Annotated in this window: 18 protein-coding genes; 9 read left to right on the top strand and 9 right to left on the bottom strand. The window is 67.7% G+C overall.

The window, feature by feature from the left end; genetic code table 11:
* Positions 1 to 12: 12 nt before the first annotated feature.
* Positions 13 to 3,183, bottom strand: coding sequence for an efflux RND transporter permease subunit (locus ABE434_RS11275; protein WP_346478895.1), 3,171 nt, complete (start codon positions 3,181 to 3,183; stop codon positions 13 to 15).
* Between the two features lie 4 nt (positions 3,184 to 3,187).
* A complete protein-coding gene (locus ABE434_RS11270) occupies positions 3,188 to 4,324 on the bottom strand; it encodes an efflux RND transporter periplasmic adaptor subunit (protein ID WP_346478894.1) in 1,137 nt (378 codons plus the stop codon).
* Between the two features lie 122 nt (positions 4,325 to 4,446).
* Here ABE434_RS11270 and ABE434_RS11265 point away from each other — a divergent pair, with 122 nt between their 5' ends.
* From ABE434_RS11265 to mgtE, 5 genes are all read left to right on the top strand, one after another.
* A complete protein-coding gene (locus ABE434_RS11265; protein WP_319208370.1) occupies positions 4,447 to 5,112 on the top strand; it encodes a TetR/AcrR family transcriptional regulator in 666 nt (221 codons plus the stop codon).
* Between the two features lie 131 nt (positions 5,113 to 5,243).
* Positions 5,244 to 5,891: a protein-L-isoaspartate O-methyltransferase gene (locus ABE434_RS11260; RefSeq protein WP_179460114.1), complete on the top strand. Its 648-nt coding sequence runs from the start codon at positions 5,244 to 5,246 to the stop codon at positions 5,889 to 5,891.
* A 16-nt stretch (positions 5,892 to 5,907) separates the two neighbouring features.
* The gene (locus ABE434_RS11255; protein WP_176988260.1) at positions 5,908 to 7,266 is read left to right on the top strand and encodes a TolC family outer membrane protein; all 1,359 of its coding nucleotides are present in this window, start codon (positions 5,908 to 5,910) and stop codon (positions 7,264 to 7,266) included.
* A 462-nt stretch (positions 7,267 to 7,728) separates the two neighbouring features.
* Positions 7,729 to 8,397: a hypothetical protein gene (locus tag ABE434_RS11250; protein WP_346478893.1), complete on the top strand. Its 669-nt coding sequence runs from the start codon at positions 7,729 to 7,731 to the stop codon at positions 8,395 to 8,397.
* An 87-nt stretch (positions 8,398 to 8,484) separates the two neighbouring features.
* Complete coding sequence (gene mgtE / locus ABE434_RS11245; protein ID WP_346478892.1) at positions 8,485 to 9,867, top strand: magnesium transporter; 1,383 nt, start codon at positions 8,485 to 8,487, stop codon at positions 9,865 to 9,867.
* A 48-nt stretch (positions 9,868 to 9,915) separates the two neighbouring features.
* Here mgtE and waaA read toward each other — a convergent pair whose 3' ends face one another.
* The gene (gene waaA, locus ABE434_RS11240) at positions 9,916 to 11,214 is read right to left on the bottom strand and encodes a lipid IV(A) 3-deoxy-D-manno-octulosonic acid transferase (RefSeq protein ID WP_346478891.1); all 1,299 of its coding nucleotides are present in this window, start codon (positions 11,212 to 11,214) and stop codon (positions 9,916 to 9,918) included.
* A gap of 95 nt (positions 11,215 to 11,309) precedes the next feature.
* Between waaA and ABE434_RS11235 the strand changes: the two genes are divergently transcribed.
* Entirely contained in the window at positions 11,310 to 12,230 is a 921-nt protein-coding gene (locus tag ABE434_RS11235; RefSeq protein WP_346478890.1) for an LpxL/LpxP family Kdo(2)-lipid IV(A) lauroyl/palmitoleoyl acyltransferase, read from the top strand.
* 96 nt (positions 12,231 to 12,326) lie between these two features.
* On the opposite strand, the gene ABE434_RS11230 is transcribed toward ABE434_RS11235, so the two are convergent.
* The 4 genes from ABE434_RS11230 to ABE434_RS11215 form a co-directional block, all read right to left on the bottom strand.
* Positions 12,327 to 12,782, bottom strand: a complete 456-nt coding sequence (locus tag ABE434_RS11230; RefSeq protein ID WP_019183793.1) for a transposase — start codon at positions 12,780 to 12,782, stop codon at positions 12,327 to 12,329.
* 107 nt (positions 12,783 to 12,889) lie between these two features.
* Positions 12,890 to 14,212: an O-antigen ligase family protein gene (locus ABE434_RS11225; RefSeq protein ID WP_346478939.1), complete on the bottom strand. Its 1,323-nt coding sequence runs from the start codon at positions 14,210 to 14,212 to the stop codon at positions 12,890 to 12,892.
* Positions 14,193 to 15,305 (bottom strand): glycosyltransferase, encoded by a 1,113-nt coding sequence (locus tag ABE434_RS11220; RefSeq protein ID WP_346478889.1) that lies wholly within the window; start codon positions 15,303 to 15,305, stop codon positions 14,193 to 14,195. Before ABE434_RS11220 ends, ABE434_RS11225 begins: the two co-directional genes overlap by 20 nt.
* Before the next feature lie 15 nt (positions 15,306 to 15,320).
* Positions 15,321 to 15,518 carry a zinc-finger domain-containing protein gene (locus ABE434_RS11215; protein WP_019183790.1) on the bottom strand — a complete coding sequence of 66 codons (198 nt, stop codon included), beginning with the start codon at positions 15,516 to 15,518 and terminating at the stop codon, positions 15,321 to 15,323.
* Between the two features lie 388 nt (positions 15,519 to 15,906).
* On the opposite strand from ABE434_RS11215, the gene ABE434_RS11210 reads away from it, so the two are divergent.
* Together ABE434_RS11210 and ABE434_RS11205 are read left to right on the top strand one after the other, a co-directional pair.
* Positions 15,907 to 19,257 carry a GH92 family glycosyl hydrolase gene (locus ABE434_RS11210; protein ID WP_346478888.1) on the top strand — a complete coding sequence of 1,117 codons (3,351 nt, stop codon included), beginning with the start codon at positions 15,907 to 15,909 and terminating at the stop codon, positions 19,255 to 19,257.
* Positions 19,254 to 19,952, top strand: a complete 699-nt coding sequence (locus tag ABE434_RS11205; RefSeq protein WP_346478887.1) for a basic secretory protein-like protein — start codon at positions 19,254 to 19,256, stop codon at positions 19,950 to 19,952. The genes ABE434_RS11210 and ABE434_RS11205 overlap by 4 nt, the downstream gene beginning before the upstream one ends.
* Positions 19,953 to 20,466: 514 nt before the next feature.
* On the opposite strand, the gene ABE434_RS11200 is transcribed toward ABE434_RS11205, so the two are convergent.
* Positions 20,467 to 22,758: an NADP-dependent malic enzyme gene (locus tag ABE434_RS11200; RefSeq protein WP_346478886.1), complete on the bottom strand. Its 2,292-nt coding sequence runs from the start codon at positions 22,756 to 22,758 to the stop codon at positions 20,467 to 20,469.
* A gap of 199 nt (positions 22,759 to 22,957) precedes the next feature.
* Positions 22,958 to 24,307, bottom strand: coding sequence for a dicarboxylate/amino acid:cation symporter (locus ABE434_RS11195; protein ID WP_346478885.1), 1,350 nt, complete (start codon positions 24,305 to 24,307; stop codon positions 22,958 to 22,960).
* 263 nt (positions 24,308 to 24,570) lie between these two features.
* Between ABE434_RS11195 and ABE434_RS11190 the strand changes: the two genes are divergently transcribed.
* Entirely contained in the window at positions 24,571 to 25,737 is a 1,167-nt protein-coding gene (locus tag ABE434_RS11190) for a porin (protein ID WP_176988251.1), read from the top strand.
* Positions 25,738 to 25,789: the final 52 nt, after the last annotated feature.

Genomic DNA, 25,789 nt, shown 5'->3' with positions numbered 1-25,789 from the left:
CTTCATCGTCCCTCAGCCTTCGCTGGTCTTCGCCTCGTCCGGCCTCACCCGGAACCACGCGGCATACAGCGCCGGCAGGAACACCAGGGTCAGCACGGTGCCGACGATCAGGCCGCCCATGATCGAGATCGCCATCGAGCCGTAGAACGCACTGCGCGACAGCGGGATCATCGCCAGCACCGCGGCCAGCGCGGTCAGCACGATCGGGCGGAAGCGGCGCACGGTGGCATCGATGATCGCGTGCCAGCGGTCATGCCCGGCATCGATGTCCTGCTGGATCTGATCGATCAGGATCACCGAGTTGCGCATGATCATGCCGGCCAGCGCGATCGTCCCCAGCAGCGCTACGAAGCCGAACGGCGCGCGGAACAGCAGCAGGAACAGGGTCGCGCCGATGATGCCCAGCGGCGCGGTGACCAGCACCATCGCCGCACGCGAGAAGCTGCGCAGCTGCAGCATCAGCAAGGTCGCCACCACGATCAGGAACAGCGGCATGCCGGCCTTGATCGAATCCTGGCCACGGGTGGAATCCTCCACCGTGCCGCCGGTTTCAAGCAGGTAGCCGGACGGCAGCTCGGCACGGATGCCCTCCAGTGTCGGCAGGATCTGCTGCACCACGTCCAGCGGCTGCTTCGCGTCGGCAATGTCGGCGCGCACGGTCACCGTCGGCAGGCGGTTGCGGTGCCAGATGATGCCGTCCTCGAACACGTACTCCAGGCGCGCCACCTGCGACAGCGTCACCGAGGTGCCGCTGGCGGTCGGAATGGCCAGGCTGCCCAGCATGTCCAGCCGCACGCGTTCGTTGTCCGGGCCACGCAGCAGCATCTCGATCAGGCGGTTGCCCTCCCGGTAGGTGCTCACGCTCATGCCCGACAACGAGGTGCCCAGCAGCTGGCTCACCTGCGCGCTGCTCACGCCCAGTGCGCGTGCACGGTCCTGGTCGATCACCAGCCGTACCACTTTGCTCGGCTCGCTCCAGTCCAGGTTGACGTTCATCACGTGCGGGTTTGCGCGCACCTTGGCTTCCACCTGCCGGGCAATGGCCTGCACCTGCGCGATATGCTCGCCGGAGATGCGCATCTGCACCGGGTAGCCGACCGGCGGGCCGTTCTCCAGGCGGGTCACGCGCATCTGCACGTCCGGGAACTGCGGAATCACGTCCTTGAGCAGCCAGTCGCGGGTCGCCTCACGTGCTGTTGCATTCTCGGTCAGCACCACGAACTGCGAGAAGTTGGTGGCCGGCAGCTGCTGGTCCAACGGCAGGTAGAAACGCGGCGAGCCGGTGCCGACGTAGGCCACATAGTTGCTGATGCCCGCGCGGTCCTTGAGCAGCTTTTCCAGCTTGGTCGCCTGCGCCTGGGTCGCCTGCAACGAGGCACCCTCGGCCAGTTCAATGTCCACCATCAGTTCCGGGCGGGTCGAATCCGGGAAGAACTGCTGGGGCACGAAGCGGAAGATCAGCAGCGAGAACACGAACAGCGCGGCCGTGGCAGCGATCACCCACCAGCGATGGCGGAGGCACACATCGAGGAACCCGCGGAAGCGCACGTAGAACGGACGCTGGTACGGATCGTGGTCGTGCGCATGGACCTTCGGCGCGATCCAGCGCGCGAACGCGGGATGGCGGTCGGCCCACCGCAGGCGACGGGCATGCCAGCGCCCCGCCAGGCTGTCCGGCTTCGGCGGCTGCGGATTGAACAGGTCCGGCAACATCTTGTCGCCCAGGTACGGGATGAACAGCACCGCGGCGATCCACGACACCACCAGCGCGATGGTGACCACCTGGAACAACGAGCGGGTGTATTCGCCGGTGCTCGAGGCGGCCGTGGCGATCGGCAGGAAGCCGGCCGCGGTGATCAGCGTACCGGTCAGCATCGGGAAGGCGGTCGATTCCCACGCGAAGCTGGCCGCGCGCAGGCGGTCGTAGCCCTGCTCCATCTTGGTGGCCATCATCTCCACCGCGATGATCGCATCGTCCACCAGCAGGCCCAGCGCCAGCACCAGCGCGCCGAGGGAAATCTTGTGCAGGCCGATGCCGAAGTAATGCATGACGAAGAACGTCATCGCCAGCACCAGCGGAATGGTCACGCCCACCACCAGGCCGGTGCGCAGGCCAAGCGAGAAGAAGCTCACCAGCAGCACGATCACCACCGCTTCGGTCAGCACCTGCACGAACTCGCCGACGGACTCCTCCACCGCATGCGGCTGGTCGGAGACCTTGCGCAGCTGCATGCCGGCCGGCAGTGTCTTCTGCAGTCGTTCGAACTCGGCATCCAGGGTACTGCCCAGCTTGAGGATGTCGCCGCCGTCCTTCATCGCCACGGCGATGCCGATCGCGTCCTCACCCATGAAGCGCATCTTCGGCGACGCCGGATCGGCGAAACCGCGTTTGATCTCGGCGATGTCGCCCAGGTGCACGGTGCGGTCGCCGGCCTGGATCGGGAAGCTGCGGATCTCCTCCACGCTCTGGAACTGGCCGGTGACGCGCAGCTGCACACGATCGGTCGGCGTTTCAAAGAAGCTGGTGGCGGCAATGGCATTCTGGTCGGCCAATGCCTGCTGCACCTGCTGCAGCGACACGCCCAGGGTGGCCAGCTTGGTATTGGACAGCTCGATCCAGACCTTCTCGTCCTGCAGGCCTTCCAGTTCGATCTTGCCCACATCCGGCACGCGCTGCAGTTCCAGCTGGATGCGATCGGCGTAGTCGCGCATCACCGCGTAGTCGAAGCCCTGCCCGGTCAACGCGTAGATGTTGCCGAAGGTGTCGCCGAATTCGTCGTTGAAGAACGGTCCGACGATTTCGCGCGGCAGGGTCGGCTTGATGTCGCCCACGCGCTTGCGCACCTGGTACCACAGGTCGGGAATCGCCTTGGAACGCAGGCTGTCGCGCGCCACGAAGATCACCTGCGATTCGCCCGGGCGCGAGTAGGAGCGGATGAACTCGTACTGCCCGGTGTTCAGCAGTGCCTTCTCGATCGGTTCGGTGACCTGGCGTGAGACCTGTTCGGCGGTCGCGCCGGGCCAATTCGTGCGCACCACCATCACTTTGAAGGTGAACGGTGGATCCTCGGACTGGCCCAGGTGCTTGTACGACCACGCGCCGATGATCGCGAAGGCCAGCATCGCAAACAGCACCAGTGGCCGGTTGCCCAGCGCCCATTCGGAGAGATTGAAGCGGCGCACGGGATCAGTTCCCCTTGCCGGTGGCAGGCGCGGCAGGCTTGGCCGCCGGTGCCAGCACCGGGCGGTTCTGGCGGTCCACCGCCGTCACCGGCTGGCCCTCGCGCAGCAGATGGCCGCCGGCCGCCACCACCCAGTCGTTCGCGTTCACCCCGCTCAGCACCGGAACGGATTCCACGGCGTACGCACCGACCGTCACCAGCGTGGCTTTCAAGGTGCGCTTGGCCGGATCGACCACCCACACGCTGCTGCGTCCATCGGCGCCGCGCTGCACCGCCGCCAGCGGCAGCTGCAGCGTGCCCTGGCGGCCGGCCGCGGCGAACACGCGTGCGCTCTGGCCCAGCTCTACTTCGGTCAAGGCTTCCGGCGCCAGGCTGACGCGGGTGGCGTAGGTCCGCGCCTGCGCATCGGCGGCCGGGGCGATCTCACGGATCGTGCCGGCCAGCAGCTGGCCCGGGCGGTTCCACAGTTCCACCTGCACCGGCTGGCCGACCTGGTAATCGCGGATGGTGCTTTCCGGCAGCGCGATCACGACTTCACGGCCGCCATCAGCGGCCAGGGTGAACACGGTCTGCCCGGCGCTGACCACCTGCCCGGCTTCGGCCTGGCGGCTGGCGATCACGCCGTCGGCCGGCGCACGCAGCTGCGCGTACTCGGCCTGGTTGCGGGCCACGGCCAGATTCGCGCGGGCGGCATTGGCCTGGCCCTGCGCGGCCTTGAACGCGGCGGTCTGGCTGTCCAGCGCGGACTGGCTGACCAGCTGCTGCTCGGCAAGTGTCGCGTAACGCTTCTGATCATCGCGGGCGCGGATCAGATCGGCTTCGGCGGCAGCGAGCTGGGCCTGCGAGGCACTGGCCTGGGAGGCGTAGTCGGCGGCATCCAGCTCGGCCAGCAGCTGCCCCTTGCGCACGCGCTGGCCGGCATCGACATGGCGCTTGATCAGGTTGCCCCCGACCCGGAACGACAGCGGGCTCTCCTGGCGGGCCCGGATCTCACCGGGATACGCGGCCAGTTCCTGCCCGGCCACGGTCCCGGGGTGGACCACCAGCACCGGGATCGGCGCCACCGGCTCGGCGTCCTGCTTGCCACATGCTGCCAGCGCGATCGCCAGCAACCCACCACCCATCCATCGCATGTTGTTCATGAGGTCCTGGACCTGAAAAGTAACCCGGGAAAAGCGGCTGGAAACGCTCTGTTCCAAACGCTTCAATATTGAACCAGCCGGTATAGTATAAATATCGAACCGATTGGTCTAGTATTGATTGGATGACTGATCCGACCTCCTCCACATCGCCCTCCAAGCCGGCCGCCAAGGCCGCTGGACCGGGGCGCCCGAAGGATCTGGGCAAGCGTGCGGCCATCCTCGAGGCGGCGAAATCCCTGTTCGTCGACCAAGGCTACAACGGCGTGAGCATGGACAGCATCGCGGCCCAGGCTGGCGTCTCCAAACTGACCGTTTACAGCCATTTCGGCGACAAAGAGACCTTGTTCACCGAAGCTGTGCAGTCCAAGTGCGCCGAGATGCTGCCTGACGAGCTGTTCGTCACCGACATCGAAGGCCCGCTGCGCGACCAGCTGATGGGCATCGGCCACGCCTTTTTCGGCCTGATCACCTCCGATGCGGCGGTGGCCGTGCAGCGGGTGATGATGTCGCCCGATACCGACGACCGGATCCGCGAGATGTTCTGGCTGGCCGGCCCGCAGCGGACCACCGATGCGCTGGCCGATTTCCTGCGTGCCCGTACCGCCCGCGGCGAGCTGGAGATCACCGACTTCCCGACCGCCGCGATCCAGTTCCTGACCTTGATCAAGGGCGAGCTGCATACGCATATGATGTGCGGGTTGCGGCCGGCCCCGGCCGAGTGCGACGCCGACGCCCACGTGAGCGCCAGCGTCGACTTTTTCCTGCGGGCGTATGCCCGGCGGCACTAAACTGAATGGACCGGAGGTCGCGGTGACTTCCGGCACTGCGACCCCGGCGCGACGGCAGCGATGCTCTCAGCGCGCCGCCGGCTCCCGGCACCGGTAAAATGGCCGGCCCACTGCGCTGGATATAGAACCTCATGACGATCGATTACTCCCACGCCCGCGAACTGATGGTCGAACAGCAGATCCGCCCCTGGGATGTGCTGGAAATCCGCGTGCTCGATGTACTGGCACGCTTGCCGCGGGAGGCGTTCGTCGCTGAATCGCACCGGGCCCTGGCCTACGCCGATATCGAGCTGCCGCTGGGCAACGGCCAGAAGATGATGAAGCCGGTCATCGAAGGCCGCACCCTGCAGGCGCTGGATCTGCAGCCGGGTGATGAAGTGCTGGAAATCGGCACCGGCAGCGGCTACCTGAGCGCCTGCATGGGCGAGCTGGCCCGCGAAGTGCTGAGCCTGGAAATCGATGCCGACCTGGCCACGACCGCGCGCGCGCGCCTGGACGCGGCCGGCCTGGGCAACAACGTCCGCATCGAAACCGCCGACGCCCTGACCTGGGACACCGAGCGACGCTTCGATGCGATCTGCGTCACCGGCGCGGTGGATGTCATCCCGTCACGTTTCACCCAGTGGCTGCGTCCCGGCGGTCGACTGTTCGTGATCCGTGGCCTGTCGCCGGTCATGGAAGCGGTGCTGGTCAAGGCGGACGGCACCACTGAATCGCTGTTCGAAACCGATATCGATTACCTGCGCGGTGCCGCCCCGGCACCCCAGTTCCAACTCTGAGTCCAAGGAAGCCGCAATGATCCGCCGATCCCTCGCCCTTGCGCTGGCCGCCGCCCTGCTGCCGATGACCGCCTCTGCCGCCGACCTGCTGCAGGTCTACGAAATGGCGCGCAATGGCGATCCGCAGCTCTCGGCTGCCGAGTCGACCCGCCTGTACGACAAGGAAGGCGCCGTGCAGGCGCGTGCCGCCCTGCTGCCGCAGCTCAACGGCGAGGCCTCGCTCAACCGCACCCGCACCAACCCGAACCATGATCTGACCTCCAGCTCGTTCACCACCAAGAGCCGGAACTACACGATCAACGGCAGCCAGACGGTCTTCAACTTCACCCAGTTCGCCAACCTGCGTTCGCAGCGCGAGCTGAGCCAGGCGGCCGACTTCACCCTGGATTCGGCCAACGACGACCTGATCGTGCGCACCTCGGCGGCGTACTTCAACGTGCTGGTGGGCATCGAATCGCTGTCGGCCGCCCAGACCAACGAAGCGGCGGCGAAGAAGCAGTTCGACTTCGCCGACAAGCGCCTGGAAGTAGGCCTGGCCCCGATCACCGACGTGCACGAAGCCCGCGCCCAGTACGACCAGGCACGCGCCAACACGATCATCGCGCAGAACACGCTGGCCGACGCCTATCAGGCGCTGACCGAACTGACCGGCCAGCCGGTCACCGACCTGCGCGCCCTGCCCGCCGATTTCCGTCCGGAGCTGCCGGCCAAGTACGCCACCATCGATACGCTGGTGTCCGAAGCCGTCGCGCAGAACCCGGCGCTGAAGGCGCAGGAACTGAAGGTCAACGCCGCCGAATCCGGCGTCTCGGCCGCCCGCGGCGCGCACTACCCGACCCTGTCGCTCGGTGCCACCGCCGGCAAGTCGGCCAGCTGGGGTGATGTGGTCGGCGCTGACAGCTTCAGCCCGGACCGTCGCACCAACAGCGTCGGCCTGACCTTGAACGTGCCGATCTTCTCCGGTGGCGCCACCCAGTCCGGCGTGCGCCAGGCCCTGGCCCAGCGCGACATCGCCCAGGACGGTTACGAGCAGCAGAAGCGTGCCCTGGACCGCAACACCCGCAATGCCTACCAGACCCTGGTCGCGGGCATCAGCGAAGTGGAAGCGCGTCGCCTGGCGGTGGTCTCGGCGCAGAGCGCCTATGACGCTTCGCAGGTCGGCCTGGAAGTCGGTACGCGTACCGTGCTCGACGTGATCCAGAACCAGCGCATCCTGTTCTCCGCGCAGCTGGACTACGCCAACGCCCGCTACACCTTCCTGCAGAACCGCCTGCAGCTGGGCCAGGCCGTCGGCACGCTGGACATCGCCGAACTGCAGGACATCAACCGCCTGCTGACGCAGAAGGCGGCCACGCCGAGCACCACCGTCAACTGATCGACGGCGCACGGCGAGACAGAAAAACCACCCGCTTGCGGGTGGTTTTTTTTTGCGTGCAATATGCCGATCGCGACACACTGCACGCGGCGCACACGCGGTCAACGCCACGCAGGATGCCGCGTGCAATGCCTGCCCGTGCACACTCTCCACGGTGAACCGGTCCACCATCCGGCACCTGTCGTGGAAAATGGCTTGACCCTTTGGCGGGGGACGACTATGGTCCGCCCCGCACCACCTTCCCTTTCCCTCCAGAGGCGCCCTCCTTGGACAGTCATAGTCGATCTCGTTGCTGCTCCTGAGCCGACGGACCCACTGACCCCAAGGTCGGTTCCGTCCGCACAGGACGGGGCCTTCCGGCGCAGCTGACACGCTCGCCCGCCTCGCATCATCCGCACCGCAGTTCCATCCGACCCCAAGAGAGGGGTGCCGCTGGCGTTTCCGATTGCCTGGAGATTGCCCATGCACGCTTCCCGTCTGTTCGCCCTGCCGCTCGTGGCCGTGGCGATGCTTCCGTTCGACACCCGCGCCGCCGCCAGCCTGATGGTGGACGACGCCTCCATCACCGATGCCGGTCGCTGCCAGCTGGAAAGCTGGGGCCGTCATACCCATGCCGGGGCCGAGTGGACCGCCGTACCGGCCTGCACCGTCGGCGATACCGAGTGGTCGCTCGGTGTCAGCCATCAACGCGCTGCTTCCGACACGCAATGGGCGCTGGGTGCCAAGCGCGTCCTGCGCGACATCGACCAGCGCCGCTGGGGCATGGCGCTCAGTGCCGGTGTCGGCAGCGACTGGCACCGCCTGCGTGGCGACGACTGGGGCATCAATGCGCCGCTGACCATCGCACTCGGGGCCAACGACCGCACCCTGCTGCACGTCAACCTGGGCTGGGCGCGCATGGCCGCGGCACGCGGTCGCACCGAGGGCATCGGCGTGGAAATCAACACCGCCCCGCAGTGGTCGCTGCTGGCTGAAACCGCGCGCGATGCCACGCGCCAGCGCAGCAGTCAGTTCGGCGTGCGCCACGCGCTCTGGCGGGGTGCCAGCGTGGACCTGCTCGCTGGACGCGTCCATCACCAGCGCGACGGCCACTGGATCACGCTCGGCATCACTCTCGCCGCTGCGCCGTGACTGCCGGCTGAGCTCATCGACTGACACAACCGCATCCGTGTTTACCGCGCATCGCTACGGCACTGCGCCGCCTGTTGGAGCATCACCATGAACCGCGAAGACCTCCTGTTCTCGATCCGCACCCTCTCGCTCTCCCTCGACGCGGCTGGCTTCGTCAGCATCGCCGCGACCACGCACCCCTCCGATCTGGTCGATGCATTCGATGCACTGAGCGTGGAGAAGACACTGCCATTGCTGATGCTGCTCGACCCGCAGCCGCGCGCCGAGCTGTTCGCGCACTTCGCCGAGATCCGCCAGGATCAGCTGCTGGCCGCGATGACGCGCGAGGCGGTGGTGCAGTTGTTCGAGCACATGCCATCGGATGATCGCGCCGATCTGTTCAACCGGCTGGGGGATGACGCCAAGCAGAAACTGCTGCCCGCGCTGACCAAGGCGGAACGCGATGACATCCTCAAGATGGCGTCCTATCCCGAAGGCACGGTCGGCTCGGCGACCACCTCCGACTATGTCTGGGTATCTCCGGAAATGACCGTGGCGCAGGCTCTCACGCATATCCGCGCCACCGCGCTGCACAGCGAAACGGTGAACACCCTGTTCGTGCTCGACCGCACGCTGCGCCTGCGTGGTACCGTGGCGCTGCGCGACCTGGTACTGGCCAACGAGAACAGTACGGTCGCCTCGATCATGCAGAAGCAGCCGGTGTCCGCGCAGGCGCACTGGCCACGGCTGCAGGCCGCCGAGCTGATCCGCCGCTACGATCTGTTGGCCCTGCCGGTGACCAACGGCGGCGATCGCATGATCGGCATCGTCACCGTCGACGATGCGATGGACATCGAGAAGGAACAGGATGCTTCGCAGCTGGCCCGCTTCGGCGGCACGGTGAGTGCGCATGGCAATGATCTGGATGTGCGCAGTACGCCGCTGAAGCAGATGTTCCGCGTGCGTGTGTTCTGGCTGGCGATCCTGACCTGCTTCGGCATCGTCACCAGCACCTTTGTCGCCGCGCAGGAGGAACTGCTGTCGCAGGTGATCGTGCTCGCCGCCTTCATCGCCCCGATCGTGGACATGGGCGGCAACACCGGCAGCCAGTCGGCGACGCTGGTGATTCGCAGCATGGCGCTGGGCGAGCTGAAACTGCGCTGGCGCGACGTGGGCTTCGTCATCAAGCGCGAACTGCCGGTGGCCGCGACGCTGGGCATCACCATCGCCCTGCTCGAAGCGATCCTGGCGTACTTCAGCAAAGGCGTGGGCATGGACGTTCTGCTGGTGGTGGGCTCGAGCATGCTGGTGTGCACCGCGCTGGGCGGCCTCATCGGCGCGCTGCTGCCGTTCGCCGCACGCCGCATCGGCGCGGACCCGGCCACGCTGTCGGCACCGATGATCACCTCGGTCATGGATCTGATCGGGGTGTTCATCTACTTCGGCTTTGCGTACGCCTTCCTGGGCGACCTGCTGGTCGCGGCGGGCTGAGGCGTGGTCAGGTGGGGTCGCCCGGCAGGGCGATCAGGCCTGCGCCGGTCAGGCCACCGGCGGCGGCAGCTGCGGCGCGATCAGGGCCACGGTGCGCTTCAACGCGCCGCGGCCGTTGCTTACCAGGGCACAGCCGGCGCGGGCCATGTCTTCGCGCGCCTGGGGATCGCGCAGCAGGGTCAGCAACGCGTCGCCGACACCGTTGGCATCCTCCGCGATCACCACGGCCCCTGCTTCGCGCATGCGCCGGGAAATCTCGGCGAAGTTGTGCAGGTGCGGCCCGGTGACCGCAGCGGTGCCCATCGCCGCCGGTTCCAGCAGGTTGTGCCCGCCGATGGCCTGCAGGCTGCCACCGACGAAGGCCACCTGTGCGCAGCCATAGAACGACATCAGCTCACCGAGCGTATCGATCACGAATACATCGGTATCGGCCTGCGGCCACTGCTGCTGGCGGCGTGTGGCGACCTTCCAGCCCTGCTCGCGGGCCAGCGCTTCCACCCGCGGGAAGCGCTCGGGATGCCGTGGCGCCCACAACAGCAGCAGCCCCGGCACCGTTTCGCGCAGGCGGCGATGCAGATCGATGGTGGCCTGCTCCTCGCCCTCGTGCGTGCTGGCGGCAATCCAGACCGGGCGCTCGGCGGGGACCAGGTCGTGGAAGCGCGCGATGAACTCCTGCACGTTCGGCGTGGCGATATCGAATTTCAGATTGCCCAGCGGCTGCACCTGATCCGGACGGGCGCCGAGCTGGATGAAGCGATCGGCATCGTCGGCCGACTGCGCGGCCACGCAGGTCACGGTGCGCAGCGCGCGACCGATCAACGGCCGCAGCAGGCGATAGCCGCGCAGCGAACGCGCCGACAGCCGGGCGTTGAGGATGTAGACCGGAATCCGGCGGTCGCGGCAGCCGAACAGCAGGTTCGGCCACAGTTCGGTTTCCAGGATCAGGGCCAGGCTGGGCTTGAAGTGGCCCAGGAAACGACCGACGCTGCCCGGCACGTCGTAAGGCAGATACACGTGGTCGACCGCATCGCCCCACAGCGCGCGGACGCGCTCGGAGCCGGTCGGGGTGATGGTGGTGATCACCCAGCGGATGTCCGGACGCAGCGTGCGCAGGGCGTTCACCAGCGGCGCGGCGGCGTTCACCTCGCCCACCGAGACCGCGTGCAGCCATACCCGCGGCTGGCCGCTGGAGTGCGGATAGGAGGCATAGCGCTCATCCCAGCGCTGGAAGTACTCGCGCACCCGGAAGCCCCGCCAGACCAGGTGGTACACGGTGATCGGCAACAGCAGGTACAGCACGGCCGAGTACAGGCCGCGCAGGATCCATTCGACAGGGCTTTTACGCATGCGCAAAGGATACGGGAGCGGCGCGGGGAAGACACGCCGCGCCGCCGTGAGGGCCCCGCCGGGACGCATCCGGGCGCATCCATTAGAATCGAGGCATGTCCGATAATGCTTCCACCGCCACCCGGCCGTCCCTGCGCAACCCGCGCCACTGGCCGACCTTCGCCTTCATGCTGTTCGCCTTCGCGATCGCCCGCCTGCCGTGGATGCTGCAGCGCGCGCTCGGCCGGGGTGTCGGCACGGTCGCCTACCGGCTGGCCAGCAGCCGCCGGCGCGCCGCCGAGGTCAACCTGAAGCTGTGCTTCCCGGAGAAGGACGACGCCTGGCGCCAGCGCCTGCTGCGGGACTCCTTCGACGCCCTGGGCGTGGGCATCTTCGAGTTCGCGCGGGCCTGGTGGGGCAGCATCGACAGCATCCGCCCGCAGGTGCAGATCGAAGGGCTGGAGCACCTGCACCGCATGCAGGCCGAGGGCCGCGGCGTCCTGCTGGTGTCCGGCCACTTCATGACGCTGGAGATGTGTGGCCGCCTGCTGTGCGACCACGTCGAGCTGTCCGGCATGTACCGCAAGCACCGCAACCCGGTGTACGAGTGGGCGGTGAAGTTCGGCCGCCTGCGCTACGCCAAGGCGATGTACGCCAACGAGGACATCCGCGCGACGGTGCGGCACCTCAAGAAGGGCGGCTTCCTCTGGTATGCGCCGGACCAGGACATGCGCGGCAAGGACACCGTGTTCGTGCCGTTCTTCGGCCACACCGCTTCGACCATCACGGCCACGCACCAGCTGGCCCGGATGACCGGCTGTGCGGTGATCCCGTATTTCCACCGTCGCGAGGGCGGGAAGTATTTCCTGAAGATCGGCGCACCGCTGGAGAATTTCCCCAGCGAGGATGTCGAGGCCGATACCGCGCGCGTCAACCAGGCCATCGAAGCGATGGTGCGCGAGGCGCCGGACCAGTACCTGTGGATCCACCGACGGTTCAAGCGCCAGCCCGGTGGGCGGAGCGATTACTACCGGTAAAGCTACTCCATGGGTGGCTGCACGCCCCCCTCGGTAGAGCCACCCCATGGGTGGCTGCAGGGTGCCAGACCGCGAACAGCCCCCCATGGGGTGGCTCTACGCTTCCATGGGCCACCGTGACCAGGCGTGCGGGTACTCCCCCAACGCACTGGCCAATCCCGCACGTATCGGGTTGGCGAGGATGTACAGCGCCTGCCGGCGCAAGGATGCCTCATTTCTCACGGCGTGGTCGAAGTACCCGTGCTGCCAGAGCTTCCCCTTTCGCTGCAGACGCTCATTCAACAATCGGCTGCTGCGTGATTTGAACAGCAGCATGCAACGAGCCAAGGTGTCTTGCCGCAGTTGGATCAACCAATGCACGTGGTCCGGCATTACCACCCAAGCCAACGTGCAACTGACCCCGCAACGATCCATGTAGCGCAGCGTGTCGATGATTACCTCTGCATTGAGGGGATCCTCGAACCACTTGCGCCTGTCGTGCGTGGTGGTGGTGAGCGCGTAGCAATACCCTGGATGCGAGTATCGGCCGCGTTGGAGGCGTTGGCTGGCCATCGCACGAGAGTGCGTTGACCGGGGCGCGGAGCCCATCGGTGGATGGCGCGCATGTGCGTCGGTATGTCCCCATACCCGGGCCACAAGCAGCCACGCATGGCGTGGCTCTACCCGTCGTCGCGTGCCAACAGACTGCCCGCATACAGCGCGGCCAGCAGCAGCGTGAGGCCGCCCCAGAAGGTGGAGTAGAACGCCAGATGGGTGTTGAGCGGGAATACCGTCACCGCCAGCGCCAGCATCGCCGGGCGCGCACGTTCGCGGGCCTCGGGCGGTGCGAAGCGCCACGCACGCCAGGCCTGGGCCACGGCCGCCAACCACAGCAACAGGCCGAGGATCCCGGTTTCGGAGAGGATCTCGAGCAGGATCTGGTGCGCATGCAATGCCGGCCCCGCGCCCCAGACTTCCTGCGCGGCCGGGTCCGGGTTGCAGCCCGGGTAGGCATCGCGGAACCCACGCGCGCCGACACCGTTGATCGGGTGCGCTTCGATCATGCAGGTGGCCGCCGACCAGATCTGCGCGCGCCCGGACAGCGCCTGGTTGACGCCATCACTCTCGCCTTCCCAGGCCATGGCAGTACGCGCCACGCGGTCCCCGACCTGCGGCACGCTCACGGTCAGCACGACCGCCGCCACCGCACCGACGGCGATGCAGGCCAACAGCCCGCGCACGCCGATCAGGCGCCAACCGGAGAACACCAGCACCAGCGCATAGGTCAGCCACGCCGCGCGTGAGCCGGCCAATACCAGCACCACACCGACCGCGGCCGCCACCAGCGACCAGCCGAGGATGCCGGCACGACGTGAGGCGGCGAACAGCAGGAACGGCGACAGACTGGCCAGAACCTGGCCGAACTTGAGATTGCACGGGCCGAGGACGCCGCTGAGGCGATCGACCAAGGCCATCTCTTCGGGCGCGCACAGGCCGTGCCCGCTGAACGCCCACTTGAGCTGGTCCATCGACCAGAACAAGGGGCTGGTGCCGACGATTGCCTGGGCCAGTGCATCCACTGTCCACAGCCCGGTGATCAGCGCCAGGCCACCGAGGGTCAGCGCACGTCGCTGTGGCGTCGCCACGGCAATCGCGACCAGCCACATGAAGGGCAGATAGCGCAGGCCGGCGGCGGCTTTGCGCCATGCGGTGCCGGGATCGATCGCATCGAAGGTGGAAAATGCCTGCGGCAGCCAGTAGCCCAGGAACAGGATGCTGGTCAGGGCCCACGCGGGGCTGCTGAGCAGACGCTGTTTACCCTGCAGGCGCAGCTGCACCATGCGTACCGCCGCGTACAGCGCGCCAAGCACGAGGACGCCCTCGGCGATGCCGGGCAGCGGCCACAACGCGACAAACGCAATCACCCACCACGGGGCCCACCGGCCTGCGCGGGAGCCCGGCGAACCCGGTGCGAGGGTGGGCTCAGCCGATGAGGGAGGTATAGAGCTGGAGCGTGTCACGCTGCATTGCCTGCAAGGTAAACGGGATCCGCGTCGGCAGTGAGGGCGGCTGCAGCAGCAACTGCTGCGCGCGCACCAGCAGTGCATCGGCGTCGCCCAAGGGTACCGCGCCGGAGGGTTGCAGCTGAGTCAACAACTCGCCGACGCCGCCATGGTTCCAGCCCAGCACGGGGCGGCCCACCGACAGTGCTTCGACCACGGTGCGGCCAAAGGCTTCGGCCTTGTCCGAGAGCTGCAGCACCAGATCGCTGGCCGCATAGGCCTGCGCGATGCGCGAGGTCGGCGCGGTCATCAGCACCGCATCGAACACGCCGAGGCTGCGCGCCTGCGCTTCCAGCTCGGCCACATAGGATTCGCGGCCCGGCTCACGCGTGCCCGGCATCCACAGCCTGGCCGGCACACCGGCAGCGTGCAGCCCGGCGAGCAGCGTCAGCGCGTGGCGATGCCCTTTCAGGCGGGTGCCACGGCCAGGCAACAACAGCAACGGCGCGTCGCCGGCCAGTGCGGGGTGCTGCTCGGCCACGGCCAGCCGCGCACGCCGATCCTGGCGGCCCACGCGCGGGAACTGCGCGACATCGACACCGCGCGGTATCACCTGCAGGCGCTCGGCCGGAACGCCGGGGTAATGCGTCTGCACGAACTCACGCACGCTGTTGGACACGCAGATGACACGCTCGCCGCTGGTCATCACCGCGCTGTAGCGGCCGGGCGAGTTGAGCCCGTGCACGGTGGTGACCCAGTGCGGGCGGGTGGCGGCCGGCAGGTTGCGCACGGCATACAGCCCCAGCCAGGCCGGCAGCCGCGAGCGCGCATGCACGATGTCCGCGCCCACCTCGTTGAACAGGTTGCGCAGGGTCAGCACGTGACGCAGCGTCAGCGGCGATTTGCGGCCGATGTCCAGGGTCAGGTGTTCGGCGCCACTGGCGAGCAGGGGCTCGACCAGGCGCCCACCGGCGGACACGACAATGGCCCGGTGGCCGGCGGCAACCAGGGCGGAGGCGATCTCAAGGGTGGAGCGTTCGACCCCGCCGGAGTGCAGCGCCGGCAGCAGCTGCACCACGGTCAGTCGGCGCACAGTGTGGTCCGCAGATCAGTCGGCGAGCACGAACACGGCGCCGCAGTACGGGCACGCGGCCTCGCAGTTGGGCTCGTCTTCGATCGGCAGGTACACGCGCGGGTGCGAGTTCCACAGCGCCATTTCCGGCGTCGGGCAGCTCAGCGGCAGGTCGCTGCGGTGCACGGTGTAACGCTTCTCGGCATTGGCGGGCGCGGTGGCGGTATGGCTCATGGCGTGGACACACAAAGGGGGTTGCGAGACCGCCGATTCTAGCATCTGGCGGCCGGGGAGGGCCGCAGTGCCCGGCATGCCCCGGTGCGGGACCGGACGCAGTGCCAACACGGACCACTGCTGTTTTTAAATCGATCCAAATCCGTTGTCAACAATTCGATATGAAACGAATTTGCCGAATTTAGATCGAACTAATTGCACTTGTCAGGGCCAGTTGTCGTGATGCAGGATCAGTCGGGTACCGATCATCGACCCGATCGCCTGCCCGACCCCCACCGGACATGCATCGCCTCTTTCCTGCCGTCTGCCGATGGCTGGGGCGACGCCGTCCGCCGTGGCCATCGATGCGGGTCCTGCCTGCCGCCTGCCCTTCCCGGGAGACCCTTGCATGACCCTGTCCGACCTGCGCCCCGCCCGCCGCGCCCTTCCCCTCGCCCTGGCGCTGGCCTGCGCATCGATCGCCCTGCCGGCCGCCGCGCAGGGCCTGCAGACCTCCTTCGAGCCGGGCCAACCGGCGCCGGCCGCCAGCGACGGCGCGCTGCAGGTGCGGATCGGCAATGGCCCCACCTCCCCCTACGCCGCCAAGCCCGGCGTCGGCTACAGCGGGCTGCACGCGCTGCACTACGCCAGTGCCGGGGGCGCGGCGCGGCGCGCACTGTTCCAGACCGACCTGACCATCGATGCCGATACCACCCTCTCCTGGCTGGTGCTGCCCGAGATCGTCGGCAAGGACACCGTGGCCTCCACCTACGTCTCGCTCGACCTGGTGCTCGATGACGGCACCCGCGTCTCGGCCAGTGCCGCGCGCGATCACCACGGCGTTGCGCTGGGTGCGCGGGCACAGGGCGACTCGAAGACGCTGTACCCGCAGCAATGGGCACGCAAAGCCGTCCGTCTGGGCGATGTCCCGGCCCTGCGCGGTCGCCGCGTGGTCGCGCTGGAGCTGGAGGTCGCCAGCGCCGACGGCGCACCGGTGGCCGGCTGGATCGACGATGTCCGCCTGGAAGCGCAGCCGCGCAGCACGCCACAGCGGCCCTCGGACTGGGTGCTGACCACCCGCGGCACGCAGGCCAACGGTACCTTTTCGCGCGGCAACAATTTCCCGGCCACGGCCGTGCCGCACGGCTTCAATTTCTGGACGCCGGTGACCGATGCCGGCTCGCTGACCTGGCTGTACCGCTGGAACGAACAGAACGATGCCGCCAACCGCCCCCGCCTGCAGGCGCTGGCGCTCAGCCACCAGCCCAGCCCGTGGATGGGCGACCGCCAGACCTTCCAGGTGATGCCGTCGGCGAGCCGGGGCGTGCCCGAGGCCGACCGCAGCAAACGCGCCCTCACGTTTTCCCGCGACAACGAGCAGGCCCGCCCGTACCGCTATGACGTGCGCTTCGACAACGGCATCGCCGCCGCGATCGCACCGACCGACCACGCCGCGATCTTCCGCTTCGCGTTCCCCGAAGGCGGTGATGCCAACCTGCTGTTCGACAACGTCGACGCGCGCGGCGGGCTGACCCTCGATGCGGCGACGCAGACGCTCTCCGGCTACACCGACACGCGCAGCGGCCTGTCCACCGGCGCCACCCGCATGTACGTGGTGGCCAGCTTCGACCGCCCGTGGCGCAGCAGCGGGACGGTGAAGACCGGCCGCCCGACCGGCTACATCAAGTTCGACGCCGGCACCGACCGCCGCGTCGCGATGCGCATCGCCACCTCGCTGATCTCGGTCGAGCAGGCCCGCCACAACCTCGCGCTGGAACTGGCCGCCACCGACGATGTGGATCGCGTGGCGGCGCGCGCGCAGGATGCCTGGGACCAGCGCCTGGCCCGCTTCGACGTGGGCGATGCCACCGACGACCAGAAAACCACCCTGTACTCCAACCTGTACCGCCTCTACCTCTACCCGAACTCCGGGCACGAGAACGCCGGCACCGCGGCGGCGCCGGACTGGCGGTACGCCAGCCAGGCCAGTGCCTCGGATGAAAACACCGACGGCAGCGCCACGCGCAGCTTCGCGCCGGTGCGCGATGGCAAGGTCTACGTCAACAACGGCTTCTGGGATACCTTCCGCACCACCTGGCCGGCCTACGCACTGTTCACCAAGGACGATGCCGGCGCACTGGTGCAGGGCTTCCTGGAGCAGTACCGCGCCGGCGGCTGGGTTGCCCGCTGGTCCTCGCCCGGCTATGCCGACCTGATGGTGGGCACCAGTTCGGACGTGGCCTTCGCCGATGCGTGGTTGAAAGGCATCGGCGGCTTCGACGCGCAGGAGGCCTATGCGGCCGCACTGAAGAACGCGACCGTGGTCCCGCCCGATCGCCATGTCGGGCGCAAGGGCATGGACCGCTCCACGTTCCGCGGCTACGCCACCGCCGATGTGCATGAAGGCATGTCGTGGACAATGGAAGGTGCGCTTAACGATTTCGGCGTGGCCAACATGGCCGAGGCGCTGGCCAAACAGGCCGATACGCCGGCCGCGCGCGAGCGCTATGCGACCGAGGCGGATTATTTCCGTCACCGCGCCGGCACCTACGCCACGCTGTTCGACCCCGCCGCCGGGTTCTTCCAGGGCCGCAAGCCGGATGGCAGCTGGCGGCTGGCGGCCAAGGACTACGACCCGCGCGTGTGGGGCCATGACTACACCGAATCCAACGGCTGGACGTTTGCCTTCACCGCCGCGCACGACGGCGAAGGCCTGGCGGCGCTGTACGGCGGCCGCGATCAGCTGGCGGCCAAGCTGGACACGTTCTTCGCCACGCCGGAAACCGCAGACGCTGCGTTCTCCGGCTCCTACGGCGGCACCATCCATGAAATGACCGAAGCGCGCGATGTGCGCATGGGCATGTACGCACACAGCAACCAGCCGGCGCACCACATCCCGTGGATGTACCTGTATGCCGGGCAGCCGTGGAAGACCCAGCAGCATGTGCGCGAGATCCTGTCGCGCCTGTACCTGGGCAGCGAGATCGGCCAGGGCTACCCGGGCGATGAGGACAACGGCGAGACTTCGGCGTGGTATCTGTTCGCCTCGCTGGGTATCTACCCGCTGCGCATGGGCGCGCCGGAGTACGTGATCGGTTCGCCGCTGTTCCGCCACGCCCGCGTCGAGCTGCAGGGCGGCGCGGTGTTGACCGTGAACGCACCGGAGAACTCGGACCGCAACATCTACGTGCAGTCGCTGAAGGTCAACGGTAAACCGTGGACCAGGACATGGCTGCCGCACGACCTGCTCGCCAAGGGCGCCACGCTGGACTTCGTCATGGGCCCGGAACCCTCGCGTTGGGGCACCGGTCCCGACGATGCGCCGCGCTCGCTCACCGCGCGCGGCCAGCAGCCGGCCCTGCTGCATGATCTGCTGGGCAGCGGGGCCACCGCCCAGCTCGGCGATGGTCGCGCGGCGGAGGCACTGATCGATGACGATGCGGCCACGGCACTGCCGTTGGGCGGCTCGAGCACGATCACCTTCAGCAACGTCGCCGCCGGCACGCCGTCGATGTACACGCTGACCAGCGGCAATGGCCCCATCCGTGGCGGTGAATGGACCCTGGAGGCGCGCACCGCCGGTGGCCGCTGGGTGCAGGTCGACCAGCGCCGCGGCGAGGCATTCGCGTGGGCGATGCAGACCCGCCCGTTCCGCATCGCCCAGCCGGGACGCTACGCCGAGTACCGGCTGCGCATCGGTGCACCGGGGCGCCTGCAACTGGCGGAAGTCGAGCTGCTCGCGCCGGCGACGGCACGATGAGGACCGCCCTGCCGATCACCCGTGGCCTGCTGGCCGCCCTGCTCGTCACCGCCGGGGTCGCCGATGCGCAGGCATTCGAGACCACGCAGACCCGCGACGGCGTGACCCTGCACTACCGCGACGCCAGCGATGCGCTGGCTGCGCCGGTGCGGGAGCGAATCATCGAGACCTTCTTCGGCGCGTATCTGCGCGAACGTGCCGACTTCCATCCGGCCGCGCCGACGCAGGTCGGCATCGTCATCGATCCGGCGTACGACGGCATCGCTTTTGTCGGTGAGAAGGCGCAGGCGGCGACGATCACGATCAACCCGGCCTGGTTGCACACGCACCCGGGCGACATCGATCTGGTCACCCACGAGGCGATGCACATCGTGCAGGGCTACCCGGAATACGCCAACGCGCGCGTGCCGGGTTGGCTGGTCGAAGGCATCGCCGATTACGCCCGCGACCGCTACGGCAAGGACAACGCCGGGGCGGGCTGGGCGCTGCCGACGCAGGTCAAGCCGGACCAGAACTTCGATACCGGCTATCGGGTGACCGGTGCGTTCCTGGCCTGGAGCGAGGCGCAGCATCCCGGGCTGGTGAAGGCGCTTGATGGCGCGCTGCGCGAGGGGCGCTATACGCCGGCGCTGTGGGAAACACTCAGCGGCGTGGCGTTGCCGGCGTTGTGGGAACAGTACGTGCGGGCACGCTGATTGCAAGTGGTGGTCCGGCATCCGGGAGGAGCCGGCCAGCGGCCGGCACTACCGGTGCCATCGGTGCCCACGGGGCGATGGCAGGTACCGATCGTGGGTCGGTACGCTTTCGTGGGTCAGCGCGCGCCGACCAAGCCGGCGTACAACGCGAACAACTGCTGGAAGTACCGCTTCGTGCGTGGATCGCGCATGACACCGTTCCCGTGGCTGACCGTGGAGGATATGGTCGGGCCCAGGGTGGCGACGTCCCCACCGGAGCGTCGCCACGGCCGGGCCGCGTGGGGGTATTGGGCGCTTGGGAGGTTGCAGGGTGGTGACGGCTGCGCGGCGCGCGTGTGGCAGATGCAGGTGCAACAACGGCCGCAGGCCAAAGGCAAAAAGGGACCGTCGCGTCGCGCCGGTCCCTTTCACTGATGCCTGCCGACCAACGGTCGGCAGCTACCCGTTTCGCTGCGCGAAACGAGAACGCGCCCCGAAGGGCGCGTTCTGGCAACTGAGAGGGGGAAAGAACGCCTTACGCGTTCTTTTCCGCCTCCAGTTGCTTGCGGATCTGCGCATCCACGGCCGCGATGGCGGTCATGTTGAGCACGCGGCGCGAGGTCGCGCTGGTGGTCAGGATGTGCACCGGCTTGGCCACGCCCATCAGGATCGGACCGATCGCCACGCCGTCGGTGAACACGCGCACCAGGTTGTAGGCGATGTTGGCCGCTTCCAGGTTGGGCAGCACGAACAGGTTGGCGCGGCCCTTCAGCGTGCTGTTGGGCAGCAGCTTCTGGCGCAGGGCTTCATCCCATGCGGTATCACCCTGCATCTCGCCATCCACGTTCAAGCGCGGGTTGCGCTTGAGCAGCATCTCGCGGACCGCACGCATCTTCAGCGCGTCCCTGGAGTCGTGGCTGCCGAAGTTGGAGTGCGACAGCAGGGCCACCTTCGGCTCGATGCCGAACAGCTTCATGCGGTACGCCGCCTGCAGCGTGGCTTCGGTGATCTGCTCGGCGGTCGGATCTTCCTGCACGTGGGTATCCACGAAGAAGAACACGCCCTGCTGGTTGATCACGCCGGTCATCGCCGAGGTGGAGGTCACCTTCGCTTCCAGCGGCAGCACGCTGCGCACGTAGCCGAGCTTCTTGTGGAAGCGGCCGACCACGCCGGTCAGCATGGCGTCGGCTTCGCCGCGCGCCACCATCACCGCCGCGATCAGCGTCGGGCGCGAGCGCATCAGGTTCTTGGCGGCGGCCACGGTCACGCCGCGACGGCCGGTGAGGTTGTGGTAGTACTGCCAGTACTCGTTGAAGCGCGGGTCGTCGTTGATGTTGGTGATGTCGAAGTCGACACCGGCCTTCATGCGCAGGCCCAGGCGCTCGATACGCGATTCGATCACGTCCGGGCGGCCGATCAGGATCGGCTGCGCCAGGCCCTCGTCGACCACGTTCTGCACCGCGCGCAGCACCACTTCTTCCTCGCCTTCGGCGTACACCACGCGCTGCTTGTCCGAACGCGCACGGTCGTAGACCGGCTTCATCATCAGGCTGGTGCGGTAGACGAACTGGGCCAGCTTCTCGCGGTACGCGCCCATGTCGGCGACCGGACGGGTGGCCACGCCGGAATCCATCGCGGCCTGCGCCACGGCGGCCGACAGCTCCACCAGCAGGCGGCGGTCGAACGGACGCGGAATCAGGTAGTCGCGGCCGAAGCTCGGCGTCTCATCGCCATAGGCCGAGCCCAGGTCGCTGGCTTCGCGGCGCGCCATCGCGGCGATCGCGTGCACGCAGGCGATCTTCATTTCTTCGTTGATCGCGGTCGCACCGACGTCCAGCGCACCACGGAACAGGTACGGGAAGCACAGCACGTTGTTGATCTGGTTCGGGTAGTCCGAACGACCGGTACCGATCAGCGCATCCGGGCGGACCGAACGGGCCACTTCCGGCATGATTTCTGGGGTCGGGTTGGCCAGCGCGAAGATCACCGGATCCTTGGCCATGGTCTTGACCATGTCCGCGGTCAGGATGCCCGGTGCCGAGAGGCCCAGGAAGATGTCCGCGCCGTCGACGATCTCGGCCAGCGTGCGCTTGTCGGTATCACGCGCGTAACGCGCCTTCTCCGGGTCCAGGTCCGTGCGGCCGGTGTGGATCACACCATCGCGGTCGAAGGCGAGGATGTTCTCTTTCTTCAGGCCCAGCGAGACCAGCATGTTGACGCAGGAAATACCCGCGGCGCCCATGCCGGTGGTGGCCAGCTTCACGTCTTCGATCTTCTTGCCGGTGACCAGCATGGCGTTGAGCACGGCCGCGCCGACGATGATCGCGGTGCCGTGCTGGTCGTCATGGAACACCGGGATGTTCATCCGCTCGCGCAGCTTGCGCTCCACGATGAAGCACTCCGGTGCCTTGATGTCTTCCAGGTTGATGCCACCGAACGTCGGTTCCAGCGAGGCGATGATGTCGACCAGCTTGTCCGGGTCGTTCTCATCGATCTCGATGTCGAACACATCGATGCCGGCGAACTTCTGGAACAGCACGCCCTTGCCTTCCATCACCGGCTTGCCGGCCAGCGGGCCGATGTTGCCCAGGCCCAGCACGGCGGTGCCGTTGGAGATCACGGCGACCAGGTTGCCGCGGGCGGTCAGTTCACTGGCCTGCTGCGGGTCGGCCATGATCGCCTCGCAGGCGTGTGCCACGCCCGGGGAGTACGCCAACGACAGATCGCGCTGGGTCAACATCGGCTTGGTCGCGGTGACCTTGATCTTGCCGGGCGGCGAGAGCCGGTGATAGTCGAGGGCTGCCTGTTTGAAATCTTCGTTGGACATCGCTTTCTGCAGATGAATGGGCGAGAGGAACAGGGGATCATACCCCCGTTGGCGTGGACGGACCTGTCGCTACGCTGTCGCGGTCATGCTGCAACCGCACATAATCCAGCACCGCGTACCGGGCCTTCAAAACAAAACATGGCCGTCCCGCCCCGGCAGGAACGGCACGACCATGCACCACACAATCAGGCCATCGGGCTCAGTGCGCCGGGGCCGGCAGGCTCGACGGCAGGTCGTCGACGACCAGCGGCGGCAGCTCGGCTTCGCGGCCGTCGAGCACCATCGCCAGGCGGTCGCGATCCAGCGCGTTTTCCCAGCGCGAGACCACCACGGTGGCCACGGCATTGCCGATGAAGTTGGTCAGCGAGCGGCATTCGCTCATGAAACGGTCCACGCCCAGGATCAGTGCCATGCCGGCCACCGGCACTTCCGGCACCACGGCCAGGGTGGCGGCCAGGGTGATGAAGCCGGCCCCGGTGACGCCGGCCGCGCCCTTGGAGCTGAGCATCGCCACCAGCAGCAGGGCGATCTGGTGGCCCAGGGTCAGCTCGGTATTGGTCGCCTGGGCGATGAACAGCGCCGCCAGGGTCATGTAGATGTTGGTGCCGTCCAGGTTGAACGAGTAGCCGGTCGGGACCACCAGGCCCACTACGGACTTGCTGCAGCCGGCCTTTTCCATCTTCTCCATCAGCGAGGGCAGCGCCGATTCGGAGGACGAGGTGCCCAGCACCAGCAGCAGCTCGGCCTTGAGGTAGCGGGCCAGCTTGAACACCGAGAACCCGCACAGGCGGCAGACCACGCCCAGGATCACCGCCACGAACAGGAAGGCGGTCAGGTAGAACGAGCCGACCAGCCAGGCCAGGTTGACCAGCGAGCCGACCCCGTACTTGCCGATGGTGAAGGCGATCGCGCCGAACGCACCGATCGGGGCCGCCTTCATCAGGAGATGGACCAGGCGGAACACCGGCGCGGTCAGCGCCTCGAGGAAGGTCAGCACCGGGCGGCCCTTCTCGCCGGTCAGGGCCAGCGAGATGCCGAACAGCACCGCCACGAACAGCACCTGCAGGATGTTGCCCTCGACGAAGGCACTGACCAGGGTGGCCGGGATGATGTCCATCGCGAAGCCGACCAGGGTCAGCTCATGCGATTTCTGCACGTAGCCGTTGACCGCGGTCTGGTCCAGGTCGGCCGGGTTGATGTTCATGCCCGCGCCCGGCTGCACCACGTGCGCCACCACCATGCCGACCACCAGGGCCAGCGTGGAGAAGAACAGGAAGTACGCCATCGACTTGGCGAACACCCGGCCCACGGTGCGCAGGTGGGTCATGCCGGCGATGCCGGTGACGATGGTCAGGAAGATCACCGGGGCGATGATCATCTTCACCAGCTTGATGAAGGCGTCGCCGAGCGGCTTGAGCGATTCGGCGAAGGCCGGCTCGTAATGGCCGAGGATCGCACCGAGGACGATCGCCACCACCACCTGGAAATACAGTTGGCGGTAGAACGGCAGCGGCTTGGCCGCCAGCGGGGCGGTGGTGGGAACGTGCATGGGAAGCTCCGGCAGTGTCACGATGGATGCCGGCCGCGCTGGGCGGCATCTGGCGTGGCCTTTTTACGCCCGCATCTCGCCAACGCAGATAACCTATTGGTACTAGCCCCCCGGTTCAGCTGGCCGGACTGCCTACACTGCCCCGGCACCGCGCCCCCACGGCGGCGGGTGGCCCGGCCGCGGATCAGGGGGCGACAGCCCCTCAGATTTGCCGTCCGCGGCCGTTGTTGTTCTGCCCCACCCTTATCTAGCAGCTACCGCCCATGCGCCCTACGCCCCTGTTCATCGCCCTGGCCCTGACCACCGCCCCGCTCGCCGCCACCGCGGCCGACTGGGACAACTGGCCGACCAAGACCACCTTCAGTGACGGTACCGAGCTGGCAGCGACTGCCAACATCGCCTACGACCTCAACGACTTCTCCGGCAACAGCGGCATTGAAGACGCCGACGCCGTGCGCCGCAAGGAATTCGGCGCCACCCTGAAGAAGAAGGGCGTGTACGACGCCATGGTCTATTACGACTTCCAGGCCGACACCTGGCTGGACGTGTTCGTCCGCTTCGAAAGCAAGGCCTTCTTCGGCAGCGACATCGGCCGCTTCCGCTTCGGCTACATGAAGACCCCGGTCGGCCTGGACGCGGGCACCTCCTCGCGCGCCGGCAGCTTCCTGGAGACCGCGCTGCCCGTGCAGGCGTTCTACGAAGGCCGCCGCACCGGTGCCGAATGGGTGCTGGAGCGCCCGCAGTACCTGCTGCAGGCCGGCGCCTATGGCGGCAAGGACCTGCAGGGCGACAACCCCGGCACCACCCAGGCCGTGCGTGCCGTGTGGACCCCGGTCAAGGCCGCAGGCGACGTGATCCACCTGGGCCTGGCCTATTCGCAGGAAAATCCGCGCGGGTACCGCGATGGCCGCGATGTCTCGCACCCGGCCAGCGCCCGCCTGCGCGCACGCCCGGAAGCCGGCCTGACTGACATCCGCCTGGTCGACTCCGGCGCACTGACCACCGCCGACAAGATCGTGCGCACCGGCCTGGAAGGCATCTGGATCCGCGGACCGTTCTCGCTGCAGGGCGAAGCGCTGCAGACCACGGTCAGCCGGGACGGCAAGCCGGACTACACCGGCAACGGCCAGTACGCGATGGCCAGCTGGATCCTGACCGGGGAATCGCGCCCGTACAACGCCGGCGCCGTGGCCAACGTCAAGCCGGCCCACGACTACGGTGCGGTCGAGCTGGTCACCCGCTACAGCCGCATCGATCTGGATGATGCCGACGTGTTCGGCGGTCGCCAGCACGACTGGACCCTCGGCGCCAACTGGTACCTGACCTCGCACTTCAAGTTCCAGGCGAACTACGTCAAGGTCGATGCCAGCCGTCGTGGCGTGCGCAGCCAGCCGGAAATCTTCGAACTGCGCGCGCAGATGCACTTCTGAGCCCTGCGCCGCCGACCGTAACCGGCGCGGCGGGCGTGCACCCCCCGCCCGC

Source organism: Stenotrophomonas sp. TWI1183 (genome assembly GCF_039673115.1).
Classification (GTDB): domain Bacteria; phylum Pseudomonadota; class Gammaproteobacteria; order Xanthomonadales; family Xanthomonadaceae; genus Stenotrophomonas; species Stenotrophomonas maltophilia_AA.
The sequence above is the reverse complement of the archived record's forward strand: the minus strand, read 5'-3'. Positions and strand labels throughout refer to the sequence as shown.

Coding starts and splice junctions, on each gene's coding strand:
- waaA (WP_346478891.1), bottom strand. CDS start 11,214: ATGCGTAAAAGCCCTGTCGAATGGATCCTGCGCGGCCTGTACTCGGCC.
- ABE434_RS11195 (WP_346478885.1), bottom strand. CDS start 24,307: ATGCACGTTCCCACCACCGCCCCGCTGGCGGCCAAGCCGCTGCCGTTC.
- ABE434_RS11260 (WP_179460114.1), top strand. CDS start 5,244: ATGACGATCGATTACTCCCACGCCCGCGAACTGATGGTCGAACAGCAG.
- ABE434_RS11215 (WP_019183790.1), bottom strand. CDS start 15,518: ATGAGCCATACCGCCACCGCGCCCGCCAATGCCGAGAAGCGTTACACC.
- ABE434_RS11210 (WP_346478888.1), top strand. CDS start 15,907: ATGACCCTGTCCGACCTGCGCCCCGCCCGCCGCGCCCTTCCCCTCGCC.
- ABE434_RS11190 (WP_176988251.1), top strand. CDS start 24,571: ATGCGCCCTACGCCCCTGTTCATCGCCCTGGCCCTGACCACCGCCCCG.
- ABE434_RS11255 (WP_176988260.1), top strand. CDS start 5,908: ATGATCCGCCGATCCCTCGCCCTTGCGCTGGCCGCCGCCCTGCTGCCG.
- ABE434_RS11230 (WP_019183793.1), bottom strand. CDS start 12,782: ATGGCCAGCCAACGCCTCCAACGCGGCCGATACTCGCATCCAGGGTAT.
- ABE434_RS11270 (WP_346478894.1), bottom strand. CDS start 4,324: ATGAACAACATGCGATGGATGGGTGGTGGGTTGCTGGCGATCGCGCTG.
- ABE434_RS11200 (WP_346478886.1), bottom strand. CDS start 22,758: ATGTCCAACGAAGATTTCAAACAGGCAGCCCTCGACTATCACCGGCTC.
- ABE434_RS11205 (WP_346478887.1), top strand. CDS start 19,254: ATGAGGACCGCCCTGCCGATCACCCGTGGCCTGCTGGCCGCCCTGCTC.
- mgtE (WP_346478892.1), top strand. CDS start 8,485: ATGAACCGCGAAGACCTCCTGTTCTCGATCCGCACCCTCTCGCTCTCC.
- ABE434_RS11250 (WP_346478893.1), top strand. CDS start 7,729: ATGCACGCTTCCCGTCTGTTCGCCCTGCCGCTCGTGGCCGTGGCGATG.
- ABE434_RS11235 (WP_346478890.1), top strand. CDS start 11,310: ATGTCCGATAATGCTTCCACCGCCACCCGGCCGTCCCTGCGCAACCCG.
- ABE434_RS11265 (WP_319208370.1), top strand. CDS start 4,447: ATGACTGATCCGACCTCCTCCACATCGCCCTCCAAGCCGGCCGCCAAG.